At 71.6% G+C, this 20103-nt stretch carries 22 protein-coding genes; 13 read left to right on the top strand and 9 right to left on the bottom strand.

Going from position 1 to position 20103, the window contains the following annotated elements; all coding sequences use genetic code 11:
• Positions 1–52 precede the first annotated feature (52 nt).
• Together OG552_RS18575 and OG552_RS18570 are read right to left on the bottom strand one after the other, a co-directional pair.
• Positions 53–1015 (bottom strand): pirin family protein, encoded by a 963-nt coding sequence (locus OG552_RS18575; RefSeq protein WP_329134302.1) that lies wholly within the window; start codon positions 1013–1015, stop codon positions 53–55.
• Positions 1016–1119: 104 nt separating this feature from the next.
• Entirely contained in the window at positions 1120–1605 is a 486-nt protein-coding gene (locus OG552_RS18570; RefSeq protein WP_443070972.1) for an SseB family protein, read from the bottom strand.
• 164 nt (positions 1606–1769) lie between these two features.
• Here OG552_RS18570 and OG552_RS18565 point away from each other — a divergent pair, with 164 nt between their 5' ends.
• The 4 genes from OG552_RS18565 (at position 1770) to OG552_RS18550 (ending at position 6469) form a co-directional block, all read left to right on the top strand.
• The gene (locus OG552_RS18565) at positions 1770–3596 is read left to right on the top strand and encodes an acyl-CoA dehydrogenase (RefSeq protein WP_329140935.1); all 1827 of its coding nucleotides are present in this window, start codon (positions 1770–1772) and stop codon (positions 3594–3596) included.
• Positions 3597–3788: 192 nt separating this feature from the next.
• Positions 3789–5081, top strand: coding sequence for a M18 family aminopeptidase (locus OG552_RS18560; protein ID WP_329134300.1), 1293 nt, complete (start codon positions 3789–3791; stop codon positions 5079–5081).
• A 111-nt stretch (positions 5082–5192) separates the two neighbouring features.
• Complete coding sequence (locus OG552_RS18555) at positions 5193–6002, top strand: protein phosphatase 2C domain-containing protein (protein WP_329134298.1); 810 nt, start codon at positions 5193–5195, stop codon at positions 6000–6002.
• An 11-nt stretch (positions 6003–6013) separates the two neighbouring features.
• Positions 6014–6469 carry an NUDIX domain-containing protein gene (locus OG552_RS18550; protein WP_329134296.1) on the top strand — a complete coding sequence of 152 codons (456 nt, stop codon included), beginning with the start codon at positions 6014–6016 and terminating at the stop codon, positions 6467–6469.
• On the opposite strand, the gene OG552_RS18545 is transcribed toward OG552_RS18550, so the two are convergent.
• Positions 6458–6922 (bottom strand): NUDIX hydrolase, encoded by a 465-nt coding sequence (locus OG552_RS18545; RefSeq protein ID WP_329134294.1) that lies wholly within the window; start codon positions 6920–6922, stop codon positions 6458–6460. The genes OG552_RS18550 and OG552_RS18545 overlap by 12 nt on opposite strands.
• Positions 6923–7101: 179 nt before the next feature.
• Between OG552_RS18545 and OG552_RS18540 the strand changes: the two genes are divergently transcribed.
• Together OG552_RS18540 and OG552_RS18535 are read left to right on the top strand one after the other, a co-directional pair.
• Positions 7102–7317, top strand: a complete 216-nt coding sequence (locus tag OG552_RS18540; RefSeq protein ID WP_329134292.1) for a hypothetical protein — start codon at positions 7102–7104, stop codon at positions 7315–7317.
• Positions 7318–7401: 84 nt separating this feature from the next.
• Positions 7402–7653, top strand: coding sequence for a hypothetical protein (locus OG552_RS18535; RefSeq protein ID WP_329134291.1), 252 nt, complete (start codon positions 7402–7404; stop codon positions 7651–7653).
• A gap of 34 nt (positions 7654–7687) precedes the next feature.
• Here OG552_RS18535 and OG552_RS18530 read toward each other — a convergent pair whose 3' ends face one another.
• Positions 7688–9529 carry an NHL domain-containing thioredoxin family protein gene (locus tag OG552_RS18530; protein WP_329134289.1) on the bottom strand — a complete coding sequence of 614 codons (1842 nt, stop codon included), beginning with the start codon at positions 9527–9529 and terminating at the stop codon, positions 7688–7690.
• Between the two features lie 40 nt (positions 9530–9569).
• Between OG552_RS18530 and OG552_RS18525 the strand changes: the two genes are divergently transcribed.
• Positions 9570–10064, top strand: coding sequence for an LURP-one-related/scramblase family protein (locus OG552_RS18525; protein ID WP_329134287.1), 495 nt, complete (start codon positions 9570–9572; stop codon positions 10062–10064).
• A gap of 116 nt (positions 10065–10180) precedes the next feature.
• Here OG552_RS18525 and OG552_RS18520 read toward each other — a convergent pair whose 3' ends face one another.
• Complete coding sequence (locus OG552_RS18520; protein ID WP_329140934.1) at positions 10181–11017, bottom strand: carbon-nitrogen family hydrolase; 837 nt, start codon at positions 11015–11017, stop codon at positions 10181–10183.
• Between the two features lie 138 nt (positions 11018–11155).
• On the opposite strand from OG552_RS18520, the gene OG552_RS18515 reads away from it, so the two are divergent.
• The 6 genes from OG552_RS18515 to OG552_RS18490 all read left to right on the top strand — a co-directional run bounded on the left by OG552_RS18515 (position 11156) and on the right by OG552_RS18490 (position 17116).
• A complete protein-coding gene (locus OG552_RS18515) occupies positions 11156–11980 on the top strand; it encodes a maleylpyruvate isomerase family mycothiol-dependent enzyme (protein ID WP_329134285.1) in 825 nt (274 codons plus the stop codon).
• A 332-nt stretch (positions 11981–12312) separates the two neighbouring features.
• Positions 12313–14205: a sensor histidine kinase gene (locus OG552_RS18510; protein WP_329134283.1), complete on the top strand. Its 1893-nt coding sequence runs from the start codon at positions 12313–12315 to the stop codon at positions 14203–14205.
• Positions 14202–14648, top strand: a complete 447-nt coding sequence (locus OG552_RS18505; RefSeq protein WP_329134281.1) for a roadblock/LC7 domain-containing protein — start codon at positions 14202–14204, stop codon at positions 14646–14648. The genes OG552_RS18510 and OG552_RS18505 overlap by 4 nt, the downstream gene beginning before the upstream one ends.
• Entirely contained in the window at positions 14645–15007 is a 363-nt protein-coding gene (locus OG552_RS18500; RefSeq protein ID WP_329134279.1) for a DUF742 domain-containing protein, read from the top strand. The genes OG552_RS18505 and OG552_RS18500 overlap by 4 nt, the downstream gene beginning before the upstream one ends.
• Positions 14988–15623 (top strand): GTP-binding protein, encoded by a 636-nt coding sequence (locus OG552_RS18495; RefSeq protein WP_443070971.1) that lies wholly within the window; start codon positions 14988–14990, stop codon positions 15621–15623. The genes OG552_RS18500 and OG552_RS18495 overlap by 20 nt, the downstream gene beginning before the upstream one ends.
• A 233-nt stretch (positions 15624–15856) precedes the next feature.
• On the top strand, positions 15857–17116 hold the full coding sequence (locus OG552_RS18490; RefSeq protein WP_443071175.1) for a cytochrome P450: 1260 nt from the start codon (positions 15857–15859) through the stop codon (positions 17114–17116).
• Positions 17117–17200: 84 nt separating this feature from the next.
• On the opposite strand, the gene OG552_RS18485 is transcribed toward OG552_RS18490, so the two are convergent.
• The 4 genes from OG552_RS18485 to OG552_RS18470 all read right to left on the bottom strand — a co-directional run bounded on the left by OG552_RS18485 (position 17201) and on the right by OG552_RS18470 (position 20047).
• On the bottom strand, positions 17201–18547 hold the full coding sequence (locus tag OG552_RS18485) for an MFS transporter (RefSeq protein ID WP_329134276.1): 1347 nt from the start codon (positions 18545–18547) through the stop codon (positions 17201–17203).
• Complete coding sequence (locus OG552_RS18480) at positions 18544–19200, bottom strand: GntR family transcriptional regulator (RefSeq protein WP_329134274.1); 657 nt, start codon at positions 19198–19200, stop codon at positions 18544–18546. Before OG552_RS18480 ends, OG552_RS18485 begins: the two co-directional genes overlap by 4 nt.
• Positions 19201–19293: 93 nt before the next feature.
• On the bottom strand, positions 19294–19704 hold the full coding sequence (locus OG552_RS18475; RefSeq protein ID WP_329134272.1) for a hypothetical protein: 411 nt from the start codon (positions 19702–19704) through the stop codon (positions 19294–19296).
• Positions 19705–19822: 118 nt separating this feature from the next.
• Positions 19823–20047 carry a hypothetical protein gene (locus OG552_RS18470; protein WP_329134270.1) on the bottom strand — a complete coding sequence of 75 codons (225 nt, stop codon included), beginning with the start codon at positions 20045–20047 and terminating at the stop codon, positions 19823–19825.
• Between the last annotated feature and the right edge of the window lie 56 nt (positions 20048–20103).

The raw sequence follows: 20103 nt of genomic DNA, 5'->3' as shown, positions 1-20103 counted from the left end.
TGGCGGACCTCCCCGCCGGCCGCGGCCCGAGCCCGTGGCCGACCCTGTCTGTTTACTTCCCCAGCACGGTGTCCGCCGGGATGGTGCCCAGCCGGCCGGCCTGGAAGTCGTCGAAGGCCTGGGCGAGTTCGGCGTGGGTGTTCATCACGAACGGGCCGTACTGCATCATCGGCTCGCGGATCGGCTGCCCGCCCAGCAGCACCACTTCGAAGTTGGGGGAGCGGGACTCCTGGGTCTCGTCGGCGCGCAGGGTGAGCGCGTCGCCCTTGCCGAAGACGACCGCCTGGCCCATCCGGAACGGACGCGCCTCCGGACCCGCGAAGCCGCGGCCGGCCAGGCCGTAGGCGAGCGCGTTGAAGTCGGGCCGCCAGGGGAGGGTGACCGAGGCGCCGGGGTTCAGTGACAGGTGGATCATGGTGATCGGTGTGTGGGTGGCGCCGGGGCCCTGGTGGCCGTCGAGGTCGCCGGCGATGAGCCGGATCAGCGCGCCGCCGTCGCCGGAGGTGAGCAGCTTCAGGCCGCCGGCCCGGATGTCCTGGTACTTGGGCGGCATCATCTTGTCGGCCTTTGGCAGGTTCACCCACAGCTGGAGGCCGTGGAAGAGGCCGCCGCTGGTGACCAGGGACTCCGGCGGGGTCTCGATGTGCAGCAGGCCGGAACCCGCGGTCATCCACTGCGTGTCGCCGTTGGTGATGGTGCCGCCACCGCCGTGCGAGTCCTGGTGGATGAAGGTGCCGTCCATGATGTAGGTGACGGTCTCGAAGCCGCGGTGCGGGTGCCAGGGCGTGCCCTTGGGCTCACCCGGCGCGTACTCCACCTCGCCCATCTGGTCCATCATGATGAACGGGTCGAGGTGCCGGTAGTCGATGCCCGCGAAGGCGCGGCGGACCGGGAAGCCCTCCCCTTCGAGACCGCTCGGGGCGGTGCTCACGGCGAGCGCGGGACGCACGTGCGCGTCGGGTGCGGCGGTGAGCCGCGGCAGGGTCAGCGGGTTCTCTACGGTCACGGCGGGCATGACGGCCTCCTTCGGTGATGCTCTGCTCTCAATTTAGTTGAAGGCTGAACATCTCGCAAGCTGTGACTATTCCGTCACTGACTCGAAAGCGCCCTCGGCAGGGCTCAGCCGTACATCCGCCGCATGGTGAAGTCGATCATCTGCTCCACGGCCTTCGCGTCGAAGACCATGCGGTGCTGCCCGTCGATGTCGAGCACGAAGCCGTACCCGGTGGGCAGCAGGTCCAGCACCTCGGCGCCGGTGATGACGAAGTACTTGGACTCCTTGCCCGCGTACCTGCGCAGTTCCTTGAGTGTGCTGAACATCGGGATCACCGGCTGCTGCGTGTCGTGCAGCGCCAGGAAGCCCGGGTTCTCGCCACGCGGGCAGTAGACCTTGGACGTGGTGAAGATCGCCTGGAAGTCCTCGGCCGCCAGCGAACCGGTGGTGAAGGCCCGTACCGCGTCGGTGAGCGACGGGGGCGAGGGCTCCGGGTAGCCGGTGGCCGCTTCCTGATAACCGGGCGACGGCTCGGGATAGCCGCCGCCCATGGGTGCGGCACCCATCGGGCCGCCGGGTCCAGCGTTCACACTCTGCTCGTAGCCGTACACCCGCCCAGCCTAACGAAAACGCGGCGCCCGCCGGGGTGGAGGCGGCCGTCACATCCGGCAGGTTGGGGGTTGCTTCCTAGTTACCGATGGGTAGCATGATGTCGTACGACCACATCTCATCCAGAGCAGCAGACCTCATGCAGCAGCGATACGGAGCCGTCGTCATGGGCCACTACAAGTCGAACCTCCGCGACATCGAGTTCAACCTCTTCGAGGTGCTCGGCCGCGACCAGCTCTACGGCACGGGTCCGTTCGCGGAGATGGACGTGGAGACCGCGAAGGACATCCTCGGCGAACTGGCGCGCCTGGCCGAGAACGAGCTGGCCGAGTCGTTCGCCGAAGCCGACCGCAACCCGCCGGTCTTCGACCCCGAGACCGGCAGCGCGCCGGTGCCGGCCGCCTTCAAGAAGAGCTACCAGGCCTTCATGGACGCCGAGTACTGGCGGCTCGGCCTGCCCGAGGAGATCGGCGGCACCACCGCCCCGCGCTCCCTGATCTGGTCGTACGCCGAACTGGTGCTCGGCTCCAACCCGGCGATCTGGATGTACTCCTCAGGCCCGGCCTTCGCCGGCATCCTCTACGACGAGGGCACCGAGGAGCAGAAGAAGATCGCCGCGCTCGCGGTGGAGAAGCAGTGGGGCTCCACCATGGTGCTCACCGAGCCGGACGCGGGCTCCGACGTCGGCGCCGGCCGCACCAAGGCCGTTCAGCAGCCCGACGGCACCTGGCACATCGATGGCGTGAAGCGCTTCATCACCTCGGGCGAGCACGACATGTCCGAGAACATCATCCACTACGTGCTGGCCCGCCCCGAGGGCGCCGGCCCCGGCACCAAGGGCCTGTCGCTCTTCATGGTGCCGAAGTTCGAGTTCGACTTCGAGACCGGTGAACTCGGCGAGCGCAACGGCGTGTACGCCACCAACGTCGAGCACAAGATGGGCCTCAAGGCGTCCAACACCTGCGAGCTGACCTTCGGCGACAAGCACCCCGCCAAGGGCTGGCTCATCGGCGAGAAGCACGACGGCATCCGGCAGATGTTCCGGATCATCGAGTTCGCCCGGATGATGGTCGGCACCAAGGCCATCGCCACCCTCTCCACCGGCTACCTCAACGCGCTGGAGTACGCCAAGGAGCGCGTCCAGGGCCCGGACCTGGCCCAGTTCACCGACAAGGCCGCGCCGAAGGTCACCATCACCCACCACCCGGACGTGCGCCGCTCGCTGCTGACGCAGAAGGCGTACGCCGAGGGCATGCGCGCGCTCGTCCTCTACACCGCCTCCGTCCAGGACGCGATCCAGACCGCCGAGGCCGCCGGCGAGGACTCCGCGCAGCTGCACAGCCTCAACGACCTGCTGCTGCCGATCGTCAAGGGCTACGGCTCGGAGAAGTCCTACGAGCAGCTGGCCCAGTCGCTGCAGACCTACGGCGGCTCCGGCTACCTGCAGGAGTACCCGGTCGAGCAGTACATCCGGGACGCCAAGATCGACACCCTCTACGAGGGCACCACCGCGATCCAGGGCCAGGACTACTTCTTCCGGAAGATCGTCCGCGACCAGGGCCAGGCGCTCACCGCGCTCAGCGAGGAGATCAAGAAGTTCCTCGCCGAGGCGACCGGCGGCGAGGAACTGGCCGCCGCCCGCGACCAGTTGGCCAAGGCGGCGGCGGACCTGGAGGGCATCGTCGGCACCATGCTCACCGACCTGGCCGCCACCGAGCAGGACGTCCGCAACATCTACAAGGTCGGCCTCAACTCCACCCGGCTGCTGCTCGCCTCCGGTGACGTGGTCGTGGCCTACCTGCTGCTCAGGGGCGCCGGTGTGGCCGCCGACAAGCTCGCCGACGCCACCGGCAAGGACATCGCCTTCTACACCGGCAAGATCGCGGCGGCGAAGTTCTTCGCCACCGACATCCTCCCCGGGGTGGGCGTCCAGCGGGCCATCGCCGAGACCGTCTCGCTCGACGTGATGGACCTGCCGGAAGACGCCTTCTGAGCACGGCGGTTGCCCTTGCTGGTGCCCGCCGCGGCGCCCGCCGCGGCGGCGGGTGATCCGGCGCGGGCGGCCCAGCGGGTTCCGCCATCCGGCCGCGCCTGGCGCAGCGGGGTTCCGCCATCCGGCAGCGACCGACCTGTCGGGGTTCCGCCACCACCAGGTGGCGGAACCCCGTCTCCTATGCTGACCGGTATGAGTCACCCTTCCCCGGCGTTCGACCGCAGCCACACCGCAGATCTGGCGGCATTCGTGCAGGCCAGCCCCTCGCCGTACCACGCGGTGGCCTCGGCCGCGGCCCGGCTGGAGGAGGCCGGATTCCGCCAGGTCGCCGAGACCGCGTCATGGGACGGCGGGCACGGCGGCCGGTACGTACTGCGCGGCGGCGCGATCGTGGCCTGGTACGTGCCCGAGGGCGCCCGCCCGCAGACCCCCTACCGGGTGGTCGGCGCGCACACCGACTCACCGAACCTGCGGGTCAAGCCGCGCCCCGACATGGGGACGGCCGGCTGGCGCCAGGTGGCCATGGAGATCTACGGCGGCCCGCTGCTCAACAGCTGGCTCGACCGCGACCTGGGCCTGGCCGGCCGGCTGTCGCTGCGCGACGGCAGCACCCGGCTGGTCAACGTCGACCGCCCGCTGCTGCGGATCGCCCAGCTGGCGATCCACCTCGACCGCGGGGTCAACGACAACGGCCTCACCCTCGACAAGCAGCGCCACCTCCAGCCGCTGTGGGGTCTCGGCGACCCGTCCGACGGCGACCTGATCGACTTCCTCGCCGCCGAGGCGGGCCTGCGGGCCGCCGAGGTGGCCGGCTGGGACCTGATGGTCCACGATGTGCAGCCGCCCGCCTTCCTCGGCCGCGACCGCGAACTGCTCGCCGCGCCCCGGCTGGACAACCTGCTCTCGGTGCACGCCTGCCTGGCCGCGCTGCTCGCCGCGGCCGGACCCGACCTGCCGTACATCCCGGTGCTTGCCGCCTTCGACCACGAGGAGAACGGCAGCGAGTCCGACACCGGCGCCGGCGGCCCGCTGCTCGGCAATGTGCTGGAGCGCTCGGTGCACTCCCGCGGCGGCGGTTACGAGGAGCGGCTGCGCGCGCTGGCCGGCACCGTCTGCGTCTCCTCCGACGTCGGCCACGCGGTGCACCCCAACTACCCCGAGCGCCACGACCCGACCCACCACCCGCGCGCCAACGGCGGCCCGATCCTCAAGACCAACGCCAACCAGCGCTACGCCACCGACGGCACCGGCCGCGCCCTGTTCACCGCGGCCTGCGAGCGGGCGGGCGTGCCCTTCCAGCACTTCGTGTCCAGCAACTCCATGCCCTGCGGCACCACCATCGGCCCCATCACCGCCGCCCGCCACGGCATCACCACCGTCGACATCGGCGTCCCGATCCTCTCCATGCACTCCGCCCGCGAACTCTGCGGCGCCGACGACCCCCACCACCTGGCAAACGCCCTGACGGCCTTCCTCACCGGCTGATACCTTGACGCGGGCCATGGAACTCACCGACTTACGCGGAAAGCCGCTCGGCGAGGACGACTTGATGCCCGCACTCGCCACCGACGGTGCTTCCTGGCTGGTGCACCGCACATGAACGTCGTCGGCGCCGTTTCTGCCGTCGGCGGATCCCGACCGAACGAGGACCGGTACGGCCACACCGACACTCTGGCCTGGGTCATCGACGGGGCGACCGATCTGGAGCCGGACAGCTTCCTTCCCGCGACGTCGGACGTCCAGTGGCTCGCGGACCAGGTCGGCGGCTATCTGCGGCAGCGAGCGGTGACGGCGGGCCTCGGGGCCCGGGAGGTGCTCACCCGTATCTCCGGACGCATCGGCGCGGACCTGCGGGAGCTGGGGTTTCCGCCCGACCGGATCCATCCCACCTGTTCGATCGGCCTGCTGGTGGTCGGCGGGGAGGCACTGGAAATGTGCCGGGTCGGCGATCCCACCTGTGTGGCCCTGGGACGGCAGGAGGTCACCCTCTCCACCGATTTCTTCAGCCGCCAGGAATCCCGGGCGGTCGGTGCGGCCGGTTCTCTGGGACTGGACGACAGGGAAGTACGCCGCGGAATCGTCGAACGCCGCCAGCAGTACATCGAGGGACAGCTGGCCGAGTCTGTCTTCTCCGGCCATCCGAACGCGACTCTCACGTTCCAGTCGGCGCGGCTCGCCGTCGGCTCCGTCAGCCACGTACTCCTGTGCTCCGATGGTTTCGCCCGTGCGGTGGTCGACTACCGCCTCTACCGCGACTGGCGGACCCTGGTCCTGGCAGCGCGCGACCAGGGACTTCCGGCTGTTGCCGAGGCCATCCGGGCCCACGAGAAAAAGGCCGTCCACCTCGCGGCGGCGGGCCACTTCAAGAAGTCCGACGATGCCACCGCGATCATCATCTCCGTGTGAAAAGGGCTCCTATGACCGATCCGAACCGCCCCTATCTCGTCGAGCGCAACCCGGGGAACTTCGAGTACCAGTTGCCGATCTCCGTCAAGGTCGTGATCGACCTGTCCGGCCGGGTGCCGCTGCTGAAGAACGAGCGCGAGGAGTGGGAGCTCCCGGGCGGCAAGCTGGAACTCGGGGAGACGCCGCTGTCCACGGCGGCGCGTGAAGTGGAAGAGGAGCTCGGCCTTGAGGCCGACCTGCTCAGCGGGCTCGACGCCGTCGACTCCTGGGTGTACGAGATCTTTCCGCACCGCCACGTATTCGTGGTCAGCTACGGAGCCGAGTACCTGGGCGGCAGGCAGCCGCGCCTGTCGCACGAGCACAAAGAACTCGGCCTGTTCCGGTACGACGACATCGCGGCGCTGACCATGCCGGAGCCGTACAAGGAGACGATCCGCACCTGGCGGCAGAGACGTTCAGGCGGATGAGCCGGCGTCGTTTCCGCCGGGCCGGACGTACGGCGCCCCGACGCCACGCGCCGCGGTGATCGCCTCGCGGTAGAAGTCGGGCATCGGAAGATCGACCAGTTCCTTCGGCGAGAACCTGTCGAACCTCGCCTCACCGCCCTCACCCCGCAGTTCGAACCGGCCGGTGGTCGACAGAACATCGCACAGGTAGGAGAGCACGAGCACCCCGTCCGCCTCGTCCGCGGAGCCGGGAATGGTGTGCCGGTACGCGTGCACAGGTGTGACCGGACGTACCCGCATCCCCAGCTCTTCGGCCATCTCGCGCTCGACCGTGGCACTCGGCTGTTCGCCCGGATCCAGCTTGCCCCCGGGCAGTTCCCATTCGCCGCGCTCGTTCAGGCGAAGCCAGACCTTCCCGTCCTCGAAGACGATGCCCTTGACCGAGATGGGAAGCCGTGTCGTGGTGTACGCCATGCTGCGGGAGCCTAGCAACCCAGGGTGACCGGCAAGGCCCACGCGGAGGGAACGAGGCACCGAGGGGTGCGAAGCAGCTGTCGCGCAGACGGGAAGGGATTGTCACCCAATGGTGAAGTGGGTGCGGGAGCATGGGCGGGTCAAAGAGGCAACAGGGCCTGAGCCGGGGGGAATTCACCGTGCAGAAGAACCGTCACCGTACTGCCGTCATCGTCGCCGCGGGGGCCGCCGCGGCGGCGCTCGTGCTGACCGGGTGCAACTCGACCCCGTCCGGGGGGACTCACCACTCGCACAAGTCCAAGTCGAGGAAGTCGCACGCCGCGGGCATGACCGGCGGGGGAACCTCCGCCGCGCTCGCCGCGTACGCCGGAGCGATCGGCGCAACCAGTAGCTGACCCACTGATTGGACGTCAAGTCTCCGGGCAGGCGACCTGTTGGCACACCACTGCCGGTCAAGTCAACCAACGGAGGCGGGCACTGTGGGTATCGGAGGCTGCATCATCCTGATTGCGGTCGGAGCGATCGTCACTTTCGCCACCGACTGGCATGCCAAGGGTGTGAACGTGGACCTGATCGGCCTGATCATGATGGCCGTGGGCATGATCGGACTCGCCGCGTACGTGAGCATCTTCAAGCGGCGGCGGATCCCCCCGACGGCGGACGGCGATGTGCCGCCCATCGTCGAGGAGCGCTACTACAGCGACGACCGGTACCGCGGCGGCCGCTACTGAGCCGCCGCCGGACCGCCCGTCCGCCGCTGACCGGTCACTGGTCCGCCGGGTCGAGGCCCGCCAGGACCAGCGCGAGTCGTGAGTCCCCGTCCGGGGTGAGCCGGACGGGGACTCCCCAGTCCTGCTGGTGCACATGGCACGCGGGATACGGGTTCGGGTTCTCCGAGGTGTCCTCGTCGCAGGACGCGGCCATCGCCGAGACGTGCAGCACCCCCTCCGGAACCGCCGGGTCGAGGACCAGGTCGCGGTGGAGATCGGTGCCCTTGCCCGCGCCCTCCACCAGGAGTTCCGGCGGGGTGGCGCTGACCAGCAGCCGGGTGGAGGGGCCGTACCGCTCGTCCAGCTTCTGGCCGGGCGGGGCGGAGAAGACCACATCGAGCCGGAAGGACCCGGCGGTGACGTCGGTGGCGGCCCGCCGCGTCCGGTGCGCGACCGCGTCCACCCGGACCGCCTCTTCCGGCAGGTGCAGCCGGGTCAGCCGGTGCGCCGCCGACTCCACGATCACGATGTCGCCCTCGACCACGGCCGCGTCCGAGGGTTCGTGCAGATCGGTGGCGAGCGTGGTGACCTCGCCCGACGAGGGGTCGTAGCGGCGCAGCGCGTTGTTGTACGTGTCGCTGACCGCGACCGAGCCGTCCGGCAGCGCGGTGACCCCCAGCGGGTGCTGGAGCAGCGCCTGGCCGGCCGCGCCGTCGCGGTGGCCGAAGTCGAAGAGCCCGGTGCCCACCGCGGTCCTGATCACATAGCCGTCGCCGTCGGTGGCCTGCTCGGCCCAGCGCAGCGCGGAGGTCTCGGAGTCGGCGATCCACAGCCGGCCGCCGTACGCGGACAGGCCGGACGGCTGGGCGAACCACGCGTCGGTGGCGTGCCCGTCGACCAGGCCCTCGTTGGTGGTGCCGGCCGCGACCTCGACCTGCCCGGTCGCGGGGTCGTACGTCCACAGCTGGTGGACGCCCGCCATCGCGATCCACACCCGGTCCTCGAACCAGGCCACGTCCCACGGCGACGACAGCGCCACCTCAAGGGCAGGGCCGGAGCTCGGGGAGCCCTGCCACCACTGCTTGCCGGTGCCGGCGACGGTGGTCACCTTGCCGGTCTCCACGTCCAGCCGGCGCAGCGCGTGGTTGACGGTGTCCGCGACGATCACCGATCCGTCCGGCAGCAGCGCGAGGCCCTGCGGTTCACTGAACCGGGCGGTGTCCGCGTCGCCGTCGGCCAGACCGCGCTCACCGGTGCCGATCCGCCGTACGACCGTCTCGCCGTCGGCGGCCAGCTCGACCAGCGCGTGGCGGGTGGAGTCCGACACCAGGTAGTGGCCGGAGACCGGCAGCGCCAGCACCTTGCCGGGGAACCGCAGGTCGGTCGCGACCGGCTCCGGCGGCACATAGGGGCCGTCGCCGCGGCGCAGGGTGCCCTTGGCGGTGTGCTCCTGCTCCAGCCGGGTGACGAGCTTCTCCAGCGCGTGCGCGTGGCCCTCACCGGCGTGCTGGGCGACGACATAGCCCTCGGGGTCGATCACCACCAGCGTCGGCCAGGCCCGCACCGCGTACTGCTTCCAGGAGCCGAGCTCCGGGTCGTCCAGCACCGGGTGATGCACGCCGTACCGCTCGACGGCGTCCACGACGGCCTGGTGCTCGGCCTCGTGCACGAACTTCGGCGAATGCACGCCCACCAGCACCACGGTGTCGCGGTGGCGCTCCTCCAGCTCCCGCAGCTCGTCGAGGACGTGCAGGCAATTGACGCAGCAGAACGTCCAGAAATCGAGGATCACGATGGATCCCCGCAGGTCGGCGAGGGTGAGTTGCTTGCCGCCGGTGTTGAGCCAGCCGCCCTTGCCGATCAGCTGGGGGGCCCGGACGCGTGCACGTGCAGTCATATCCCCATCCAACAGCATCACCCGGGGTAGGCATTCCCCCATGAAATACGTGGTGCGGGAGAAGATGTTCGCCATCGGCGACGACTACTGGATCGAGGACGAGCGGGGTGACCGCGCGTTCTACGTCGACGGCAAGGTGATGCGGCTGCGGGACACCCTGGAGCTGAAGGACTCCACCGGCGCCGTGGTGGCCGTCATCCACAAGAAGCTGGTCAGCATCCGGGACGCGATGACCGTCGAGCGGGACGGCCAGGTGCTGGTCACCGTCAAGAAGAAGCGGCTGGCCCTGCTGCGCGAGGTCTACCGGGCCGAGCTGGCCTCGGGCGAGGAGCTGGAGGTGCGCGGCGACCTCATCGGCAAGGAGTACGACATCGAGTACGGCGGGGAGCGCCTCGCGCGGATCTCCCGGCGCTGGTTCTCGCTGCGGGACGCCTACGCGATCGACGTGGAGCGGGACGACGCCGACGCCGGCATGCTGATCGCCATCGCGGTCTGCGTCGACCGTCTGGTCGAGAAGGAACACGCCGACGACTAGCCCGGCGCGAGGAGGGCCCGGGACGCCCTGGGCCGCTCGGGGGACCTGGGCCCCCCGGGGCGCTGAGCCGCTCGGGGGACCCTGCGCCCCCTGGCACCCTGAGCCGCTCGGACCCCTTACGGCGTGGGCACCCCGAGCACCCTGTCCCGCAGCACCGGAAACTCCGCCCGGGTGGCCGCCACCCGGGCGGGGTCCAGCTCCACGGTGAGCGTCTCCTCACCCGCCCCGGCCTCGCCGAGAATCTCACCCCACGGGTCCACCACCATGCTGTGCCCGGACTGCTCGACCCCGGCGTGCGTCCCCGCCGTACCGCAGGCGAGCACGTACGCCTGCGACTCCACCGCCCGGGCCTGGACCAGCAGCCGCCAGTGGGCGAGCCGCCGGGCGGGCCAGCCGGCCGGCACCACGAGCAGGTGCGCGCCCGCGTCCACCAGCAGCCGGAAGAGTTCGGGGAAGCGCAGGTCGTAGCAGGTGGCCAGGCCCAGCACGGTCTGCGGCAGCCGGGCGGTGACGACGCGGTCGCCGGCCGACATCAGCGTGGCCTCGCCCCGGTCGAAGCCGAAGCGGTGGATCTTGCGGTAGGTGGCCCGCAGCTCGCCGTCCGGCGAGAAGAGCAGCGAGGTGTTGTAGAGGGGGGACCGGTCCCCCTCAGCGGCCCCGCCGGGGCCTGCGCCGGCGGCGCCGGAGGTGTCCCGCTCGACGATCGAACCCGCGTGCAGCCACACCCCCGCCGCCTTCGCCGCCGCGCCCATCGCGGCCGCCGTGGGGCCGCCCGCGACCGGCTCCGCGCCGGGCCCGAAGGAGTCCGCGGCGAACGCTCCGACCGGCCAGAGTTCCGGCAGCACCACAAGATCGGCACCGGCCTGCGCGCGTACCAGCGCGGCCACGCGTTCTCTCCGGTCGGCGACCGGTTCGTCCATGTCCACGTCGATCTGCAGGAGCGTTGCGCGCACCGGGTCACCGCCCATACGTTGGGTCGTCAAGTCGGGCCTACCATCGTCACTCGAAAGCACTGCGTGGGCGCCCGCGCGCAGCGTAACTTAGGCGCCAACCACCACGACCGCGCACCGAATGTCGAGGGGTCCCGTCCCGTGACCGTCCACAGCAAGCTCCAGCCGTACATCGACGCCTGGACCCACTCCATAGAATCCATCAACGAGCTGGTCACGCCACTGACCGAGGGGGAGTGGAGCCGGCCCACCGACTGCCCCTACTGGTCCGTCCGCGACGTCGTCTCGCACGTCATCGGTTTCGAGTGCGAACTGCTCGGCGACCCGCGGCCGATCCACAGCCTGCCCAGCGATCTGCGGCACATCACCAGCGAGACCGCCCGCTACACCGAGGTGCCGGTGGACATCCGCCGCCACCACACCGCGCCCGAGATGACCTCGGAGCTGGAGTACACGATCATCCGCCGGTCCCGGCAGCTGCGCAACGAGACCCGGCAGCCCGACCAGGAGGTGCGGGCGATCGGCGGTGGCGAGATCACCCTCGAAGAGCAGCTGTGGGGGCGGGTGTTCGACGTCTGGGTGCATGAGCAGGATCTGCGCCGGGCGCTCGACAAGCCGGGCAACCTGGCGTCCGCCGCGGCGGTGCTCTCCCGCGACTACGTCCTGCGGTCGCTGCCGAAGCTGATCGCGCACGACTCGGGTGCCAAGCCCGGCTCCGCGGTCGTCTTCGACGTGCACGGGCCGCTGGAGTTCATGCGGACGGTACGGGTCGACGGGGAGGGCCGCGGCACCATCGACTCGGCGGTCTCGCTCGGTCCCGCGGTGACGTTCGTGGTGGACTGGGAGACCTTCCTGCGCCTGCTGGCCGGGCGGGTCAAGCCGGCCGCCGTGTCCGACCGGCTGAAGATCGAGGGCGACCCGGAGCTGGCGGAGGCGATCCTGTCGCACATCGCGGTCACCAAGTAGGGCTGGAAGGCGCCCTGTCGGGCGGCGAGGCGGCGAGGTGGCGAAGGTCGTGTGGCGCGGCGGCCGTTCGGCGGAAACCGGGTCAACCGGTGATGCGGACGGCCGCTTCTCACTTTGGTGACGGCCGGTGACAACGGGCGTCGGCGGGGCCGGGGTTGGCACGAGCTGTGATGATCCGGTGACGGTCTGGCGACGAAAGACCGGCGTTCTGCCCGAGAAGGCTGAGTTGGGCGAGTAGTGTGTGGCGCAATACCACGCACCCGAACTGCTCGTACGTCAACGTCCCCGGCACGGCGGTGGGTTGTCGGCCTCCCGCCATGAGGTACCGATTGATGTCAGCCCAGACTTCGCCGTTATCGCCTTCTTCCGTTCCCGGCCGGCGCCCACCGCGGTCCGCCTGGGCCGTCGTCCTCCCGCTCGCCGTGGTCGCCGCGGCGGGCGCTGCATGTGTCTGGGCGGCGTCCCGCGCGACCGTCGCGGACCGCCCGGTCGTCACCGCGACCGGCGGGCTGGGTGCACTGCTGCTCGGCACCGTGCTGGCGCAGCTCTTCTCCCGTCGCCGGCTCGCCCGCGAACTGCGGCTGCGGACCGCGGAGTTACGGGCGGAGGCGGACCGGGAGGCCGAGCGGTACGCCGAGGCCGCCCGGCTCGCCGCGATCGACCTGGAGGCCGCACAGCGCGCCGCACGGGCCACCGAGGTGCAGCGCAGGACGGCCGCCGAGGCGCAGCTGTCCTTACGCGCCGCGCTGAAAGTGGAGACCACCAAGTCGGCGGCGCTGGAGGGCGAGACGGCCCGGCTGGCCGAGGTGACGATCCCGCTGGCGGTGGACCGGCTGCGGGCCGGCGGCTCCGCGGACACCGTGCTCTCCCGGCTGCCGCAGCCCAGCGGCGCCGCGCACCAGCGGCTGCTGGGCGTGCTGGTCCAGGAGATCGCCGGCAGCGAGCGGATGCGGGCGGCCGGGATGGCCGCGTGCGCGAGCGCCGCGTCCCGGCTGCAGGCGCTGACCACCAGCATGCTGGCGGACCTGCGGGACATGGAGGACCGGCTCGGCGAGGACGTGCTGGGCGACCTGCTGCACCTCGACCACTGCACCGCACAGGCCGGACGGCTGGCTGACAGCGTTGCCGTGCTCACCGGGTCGCGCTCCGGGCGGCGCTGGACGAAGCCGATCGTGATGGAGAGCGTGCTGCGCGGTGCGATGGGCCGCATCGGCGCCTACCAGCGGGTGCGGCTGCACTCCACCAGTACGGCGGCGGTGGCCGGTTACGCGGCCGAGGGCGTCATGCACGCGCTGGCCGAACTCATGGACAACGCCTGCAACTTCTCGCCGCCGACCGAGGAAGTGCACGTCTACGTCCAGGAGACGCACTCCGGCGTGGTCGTCACCATCGAGGACGCCGGCCTGGTGATGCCGGACGCCACGCTCGCCAGAGCGGAGAAGCTGGTCACCGGCGACCTGGATCTACGCGCGCTGTCCGGCACCCGGCTCGGCCTCGCGGTGGTGGGCTGCCTGGCCCGCAAGCACGGGCTGCTGATCTCCTACCGGCCCTCCTCGCGGGGCGGCACGGGCGTGGTGGTGCTGATCCCGCCGAAGATCCTCACCCTCTCGCCGGCCGAGCAGGGCGCCGACTACCCGGCGGAGGAGGGGAGTTACGCCCCGCAGTTCGAGAGCGACGGCTTGCCAGGGCACGACTACTCCCCCGCGCACCCCCACGGCGCGCCCGCCGTACCGCTGCCCAAGCGGGCCCGCGGCCAGACGCTGGCCGCGGCGCACCACGGCGATCTCACCGCCGACCCGGCGGCGGCCTTCCTCGACCCGTCCCCGGAGGAGGCGGCCAGGACGGCCCGCTCCCGGGCCGGGGCGGGCGCCAGGTTCAGCGCCTTCCGGGACGCGGCTTCCGGCCGCAAGGCACCGGACGGGCGTACCGGCACGGGCGCGCAGGCCCCGCAGCCGAGCCCGCCCGCACCCCGTGAGAGCCCTTTCACCACGACTTTCAGCAGCCGCCCCTATCCCGCCGAGAGCGGCTACACCGCCGCCACCGACTATCTGACCGACGCCGACACCTTCGCCGACGAGGAGTACCCGGCAGGCGACAGCGTCGGGTTCACCGGGTACGGCAGGCAGGGCGGCGGCACGATCACCGGCGAATACGGCGGGGAGGACGGGGGCACGGGCGGCTCCGTGCCGACCGGACCGGCGCCCGGAGGGGACAGCGGCAGATGACCACCACCGACCACGGGGGCCTGGACTGGCTGCTGGAGACGCTGCTGGCGAAGACGCCCGGCGCCCGGCACGCACTGGTGCTGTCCAGGGACGGCCTCAAGTTGTGCCTGTCGTCCGGGCTTTCCATCGACCGGGCCGACCAGCTGGCCGCGATAGCCTCCGGCATCCAGTCCCTCGCGCACGGCGCCTCGATCGAGTTCGGCGACGGCAGCGGCGGGGTGCGGCAGTCGATGACCGAGTTCCACGGCGGCATCCTGTTCATCGTGGAGGCGGGCGAGGGCGCCCATCTGGCCGTCATCGGCGAGGAGTACGCGGACGCCGGCGTCATAGGCCACCACATGAACGAGCTGGTCGAGCAGATGGGCAACCGGCTGCGTGAGGACCCGCGCACCGGCGCCCGTACCGATCTCCCCGACGGCACGCTCGGGAAGCGGCGGGCATGAGTCGCGGGCCGGTCGACAGCGGCGAACCTGACCGGCTCTACACCGTCACCGGCGGTCGCAGCCGGGCCGACGAGTCGCCGTTCGACCTGGTGACGATCGTGGTCACGGAGAGCGAACCGGCGCTCGGCATGCAGTCAGAGCACGTACGGATTCTGCGGCTGTGCCGCAACCCGACCGCCGTGGTGGAGGTGGCCGCGCACCTCGGGCTGCCGATCACGGTGGTGAAGATCCTGCTGGGCGATCTGCGGGACGCGGGCCGGATCAGCGCCCGGCACCCGCGGAGCGCACTTCCCGGGGGCGACCGGGTGCCGCCGCCGGAGACGCTGAAGAAGGTGCTGCGTGCCCTCCAGAACCTCTGAGTCCTTCGAGTCCCCGCAGTGGGACGAGTCGGGCGGCCCGCCGCTGCGCGAGACCGCCAGCGACGGCCTGAAGATCGCCATCGTCGGCGGCTTCGGCGTCGGCAAGACCACGCTGGTGGGCGCGGTCAGCGAGATCCGGCCGCTGAGCACCGAGGAGACGATGAGCCGGGCCGGGGTCGGCATCGACGACCCGTCGGGACTCGGCGCGAAGCAGAGCACCACGGTCGCCTTCGACTTCGGCCGGATCACGCTCGACGACGAGATGGTGCTCTATCTCTTCGGCGCGCCCGGCCAGGAGCGGTTCTGGTTCCTGTGGGAGCGGCTCTTCTCCGGCACGCTGGGCGCGGTGGTGCTGGTGGACACCCGGCGGATCGCCGACTCCTGGTACGCCATCGACCGCCTGGAACACCACGGGCTGCCGTTCATCGTGGCCCGCAACAACTTCGGCCCGCCGCAGCACTCCCTGGCGGAGCTGCGCGAGGCGCTGTCGCTGCCGCCGGGCATCCCGCTGATCGACTGCGACGCGCGGCGGCGGGCCTCGGCCAAGCGGGTGCTGATCACCCTGGTCGACCATCTGCTCAACCACTCCGCCTCTTCCTGGGAGCCGAACCCGTGACGTCCTACCAGGGATCCGTACCGGACGCTCCGCTGGAGCCGCAGGGGACCTGGGCCATCCCGGTGGCCCCGGAGCCGGCCGCGCCGGCCGAGCCGGACACCGGCCCCTACCCGCACCCGGGCGGGCCGCCGACCCCGTACCCCGGCGTGCCGGTGCACCCGCCGCAGGGCCCGTACCCGGCCGCCGCCCGGCCCGGGGTGCCGCCGCCGCAGCCCAGCACGGCGGCAGGACGCATCCCCCCGGAGCTGGACCCGGCGGTGCCGCTGCACCCGGACGCCGCACCGGTCCGGCTCCACTCGCCGGCCTTCATGCGGGACCCGGCCGGGCTCTACGCGATGCTGCGCCGGGTGCACGGAGCGGTCGCGCCGGTGCTGCTGGACGCGGACCTGCCGGCCTGGCTGGTGCTCGGCTACCGCGAGGTGCACTACGTCACCGGCAACCCGGACCTCTTCGGGCGCGATTCACGGCGCTGGCACTCCTGGGACCGGGTGCCGCGCGACTGGCCGCTGCTGCCCTTTGTGGCGCACAACGCGTCGGTGCTCTTCACCGAGGGCGCCGAGCACCGGCGCCGGGCCGGGGCGATCGCCGAAGTGCTGGCCGGCGTCGACCAGTTCGAGCTGCGGTACGAGGCGGAGCGGGCCGCCGACCTGGCGGTGGACTCCTTCGCGGGCGCCGGGCGGGCCGAGCTGATGGCGGAGTACGCCCGGCAGGTGCCGCTGCGGGTGCTGGCCGGGCTCTTCGGGCTGCGCCCGGACGAGACGGCCGAGCTGGAACAGGACACCGCGGCCGTGCTGGAGGACCGGCCCGACGCGGCCCTGGCGTACGGCCGGATCCACGGCCACATGGAGCTGCTGCGGGAGCGGAGCCGGCGGCGGCCCGCCGGCGACCTGCCGTCCCGGCTGCTGGCGCACCGGGCCCGGCTGACCGACGAGGAGATCGTCCAGGACCTGATCGCGGTCATGGCCACCGGTCAGCAGCCGACCGCCAACTGGATAGGGAACACGCTGCGGCTGATGCTCACCGACGACCGGTTCGCGGTGTCGCTCTCGGGCGGGCGGCGCAGCGTCGGGCAGGCGCTCACCGAGGTGCTGTGGATGGACACGCCGACGCAGAACTTCATCGGCCGCTGGGCCACCCGCGACACGCAGCTGGCCGGCCGGCACATCAGGGCCGGTGACCTGCTGGTGCTGGGCCTGGCCGCCGCGAACACCGATCCGCAGGTCTGCCCGGTCGTGCCCGCCAGGACCTCGGGCCGCGGGACGGCCGCGGCCGTCGGCAACCAGGCGCATCTCTCCTTCAGCCACGGCGAGCACCGCTGCCCGGCCCCGGCCCCCGAACTCGCTGAACTCATCGCGACCGCGGCCGTGGAGGTGCTGCTCGACCGGCTGCCTGACGTGCACCTTTCGCGTCCGGCGGAGGACATCTCCTGGCGCCCCTCGGTCTGGATGCGGGGGCCTCTGGCGCTGCCGGTGGAGTTCACCCCGCTGATCTGACCCGGTCGCCGATCCGACCTGGTCGCTGATCCGAGCCGGAGCTGATCCGGCCTGGTCGCTGATCCGGGCCGGAGCTGATCGTGCCTAGTCGCTGACCCGGGCCGGCGCCGTCAGGTGCACGCTCTCCACCCGGCTGACCGCGATCCGTTCGCGCTCCAGCCGGCCGGCGGTGCGGTGCAGCCGGAGGATCTGGGTGGTGCCGACGGCCTGGAGGACGAAGAGGCTGCTCCAGGCGATGCGGTAGTTGTCGCCGGTCGCGTCGAGCAGGACGCCGATCGCGAAGAGGGCCAGCACCGACGCGGTGAAGCCGCCGATGTTGACGATGCCGGAGGCGGTGCCGAAGCGCTCGGGCGGGTTGGCCGGGCGGGCGAAGTCGAAGCCGATCATGGAGCCGGGGCCGCAGGCGCCGAGCACCACGCAGAGCAGGATCAGCACCCAGAGCGGGTCCTGGCCGCCGGGCCAGCTCAGCGTCAGCGCCCACGCGGCGGCGGTGGTGACGATCACCCCGAGGGTCAGCGGCATCCGCAGGCCGTGGTGACGGGCGATCAACTGGCCGAAGAGCAGGCCGAAGACCATGTTGGCGACCACCACCAGGGTGAGCATCCCGCCGGCCGCGCCACGGGAGAGCCCCTGGTCCTCGACCAGATAGGGCAGCCCCCACAGCAGCAGGAAGACCATCCCGGAGAACTGCGTGGTGAAGTGCGTCCACATGCCGAGCCGGGTGCCGGGCTCCCGCCAGGCGTCCGCGATCTGCCGGCGTACGTAGCCGAAGCCGGCGTGGGCCGCGTGATCGGTGGGCGCGGGGACGTACCCCTCCGGGTGGTCCTTGAGGAAGAGGGCGACCAGCACGAGGACGAAGGCGCCGCCGATCGCGGTGCCGAGGAAGGTCGGGGTCCAGCCGGCCGAGTGCAGCAGCCGGGAGAGCAGCACCGTCGAGATGAGGTTGCCCGCCACGCCGAAGAGCGCGGTGCCCTGGGCGATCATCGGTCCGCGGCGGCTGGGGAACCAGCGGGAGCCGAGCCGCAGGACGGCGACGAAGGTCATGGCGTCGCCGCAGCCCAGCACGGCGCGGGCGCCGAGCGCCATGCCGTAGGAGTGGGACAGCGCGAAGGCGCCCTGCCCGGCGGTGAAGAGCACCGCGCCGAGCATCAGCACCTTCTTGGTGCCGAGCCGGTCCACCATCAGGCCGACCGGTATCTGCATGCCCGCGTAGACGAGGACCTGGAGGATGGAGAAGGTCGACAGCGCGGAGGCGCCGATGTGGAAGCGGGCGGCGGCGTCGATGCCGGCCACGCCCAGGCTGGTGCGGTGGACGACCGCCACGAAGTAGACGAGGGTGCCGACGCCCCAGACGAAGACGGCGCGGTCGCCGCCGGGTGGGTCGCCGGGGAGTGCCCTGTTGCCCGGCGGCTTCTCGGCGGCGGCGGTCACGATTCGCCCCGGGCGAGGGTGTTCACCCAGGACACGTGCCGGTCGACGAGGTCGGCGGCGGTGCGCGCCTCGCCGGCCCGCAGCGCCTGGAGGATCTCGGTGTGCTCGGCGAGGTTCTTGGCGACGCGGCTGGGTTCGGCGTGCATGGTGGCCACGCCCATCCGCAACTGCCGGTCGCGCAGCTGGTCGTAGAGGTGGGCGAGGATACGGTTGCCGGCCGCGCGGACGATCTCGGCGTGGAAGCCGCGGTCGGCGGCGGCGAAGGCGGCGAGGTCGCCGGTGGCGGCGTGTCCGCGCTGTTCGGCGAGTGACTTCTCCAGCCGTTCGATCAGCCGGGCGGGCACCGCGCCGACCACCTTGGCGACGGCGTGCTGCTCGACGAGCAGCCGGGTCTCCACCACGTCGGCGATCTCCTGTGCGGAGACCGGCAGCACCAGCGCGCCCTTCTTCGGATAGAGCTTGATCAGCCCCTCCGCCTCCAGCCGCAGCAGCGCCTCCCGCACCGGCGTCCGCGACACCCCTACCGCCTCGGCGAGATCGCCTTCGGTCAGCAGCGTGCCTCCCTCGTAACTCCGGTCCAGCACACCGGACTTGACATGCGAATAGACCCGCTCGGCGGCAGGCGGCGACTTGGGCGCGGCAATGGCGTTCATGATGCGCACATCATAGATACAACATGCATCCCGCACACACCCCATCCCGTCATCCGGACACTGACCCCACCCGGGGCGGGCCGGCGGGTGGGGTCACGGGCGGTGGGACTGGGTGCGGACGGCGGTGGAGAGGAGGGCTACCGCTTGGGCGGCGGCGGTGCGGTCGCCGTGGTCGAGGGCGGCGAGGGCGTCGGCGGCGGGGAGGCGGACGGTCTCCGGGAGGTCGTCATGGCCGGCCAGGTGATAGGCCCGGGCGCGGGCCAGCGCCCGCTCGTCCTTGCCGGCGCGCCGGGCGCGGCCGAAGAGGGTCTGCTCGTACTCCATGACCTGCCGCAGCAGGCGCAAGGAGAGCTGTTCGGCCTCGGCGAGGGGGAGCGGGGCCGACGGCACGGACGAGGACGGGGCGGCCTGCGCGGCCGCACCGGACTTCCGCAGTCCCAGCAGGCTCAGCACCCCGGACGCCACAGTGGCAACGTATTCGCCCCAGCGGGCACGGCGACTCATGAAGAAAGTGTCGCAACCCGGCCCGCGGCGGTCCACGCCCGATCCGGCAGCGGCCCGGCGGCGCAGCGCGCCGGACCGCCGGGGCACCGCCGGGGCACCGGTGAAGCGGCTTACCAGGTCAGAGCTTGTTCATTCCGGAGTACGGGCTGACCACCCGGGTCTGGCGCTCGCCGCCGAAGTCGACGAGCATGGCGATCCCGTCCTCGACCCCGACAATCCTGCCCAGGCCGTAACGGTCGTGGGAGACACGGTCCCCCAGCTCGAATTCCTTGACCGGCGGGGCGACCGGGACAGCGAAGGGGCTCGTGGGGAGGTGGCGTCGGGGCGCGGCTGGTTTCGTCATCGTAGGACCAGTATGCGCTGCCGGAGGCCCCCGTGGTCAGCCCCGCGGGCGACGAT

This window comes from Streptomyces sp. NBC_01476, assembly GCF_036227265.1.
Lineage (GTDB): Bacteria > Actinomycetota > Actinomycetes > Streptomycetales > Streptomycetaceae > Actinacidiphila.
This window is presented reverse-complemented; position numbering and strand designations above follow the sequence as displayed.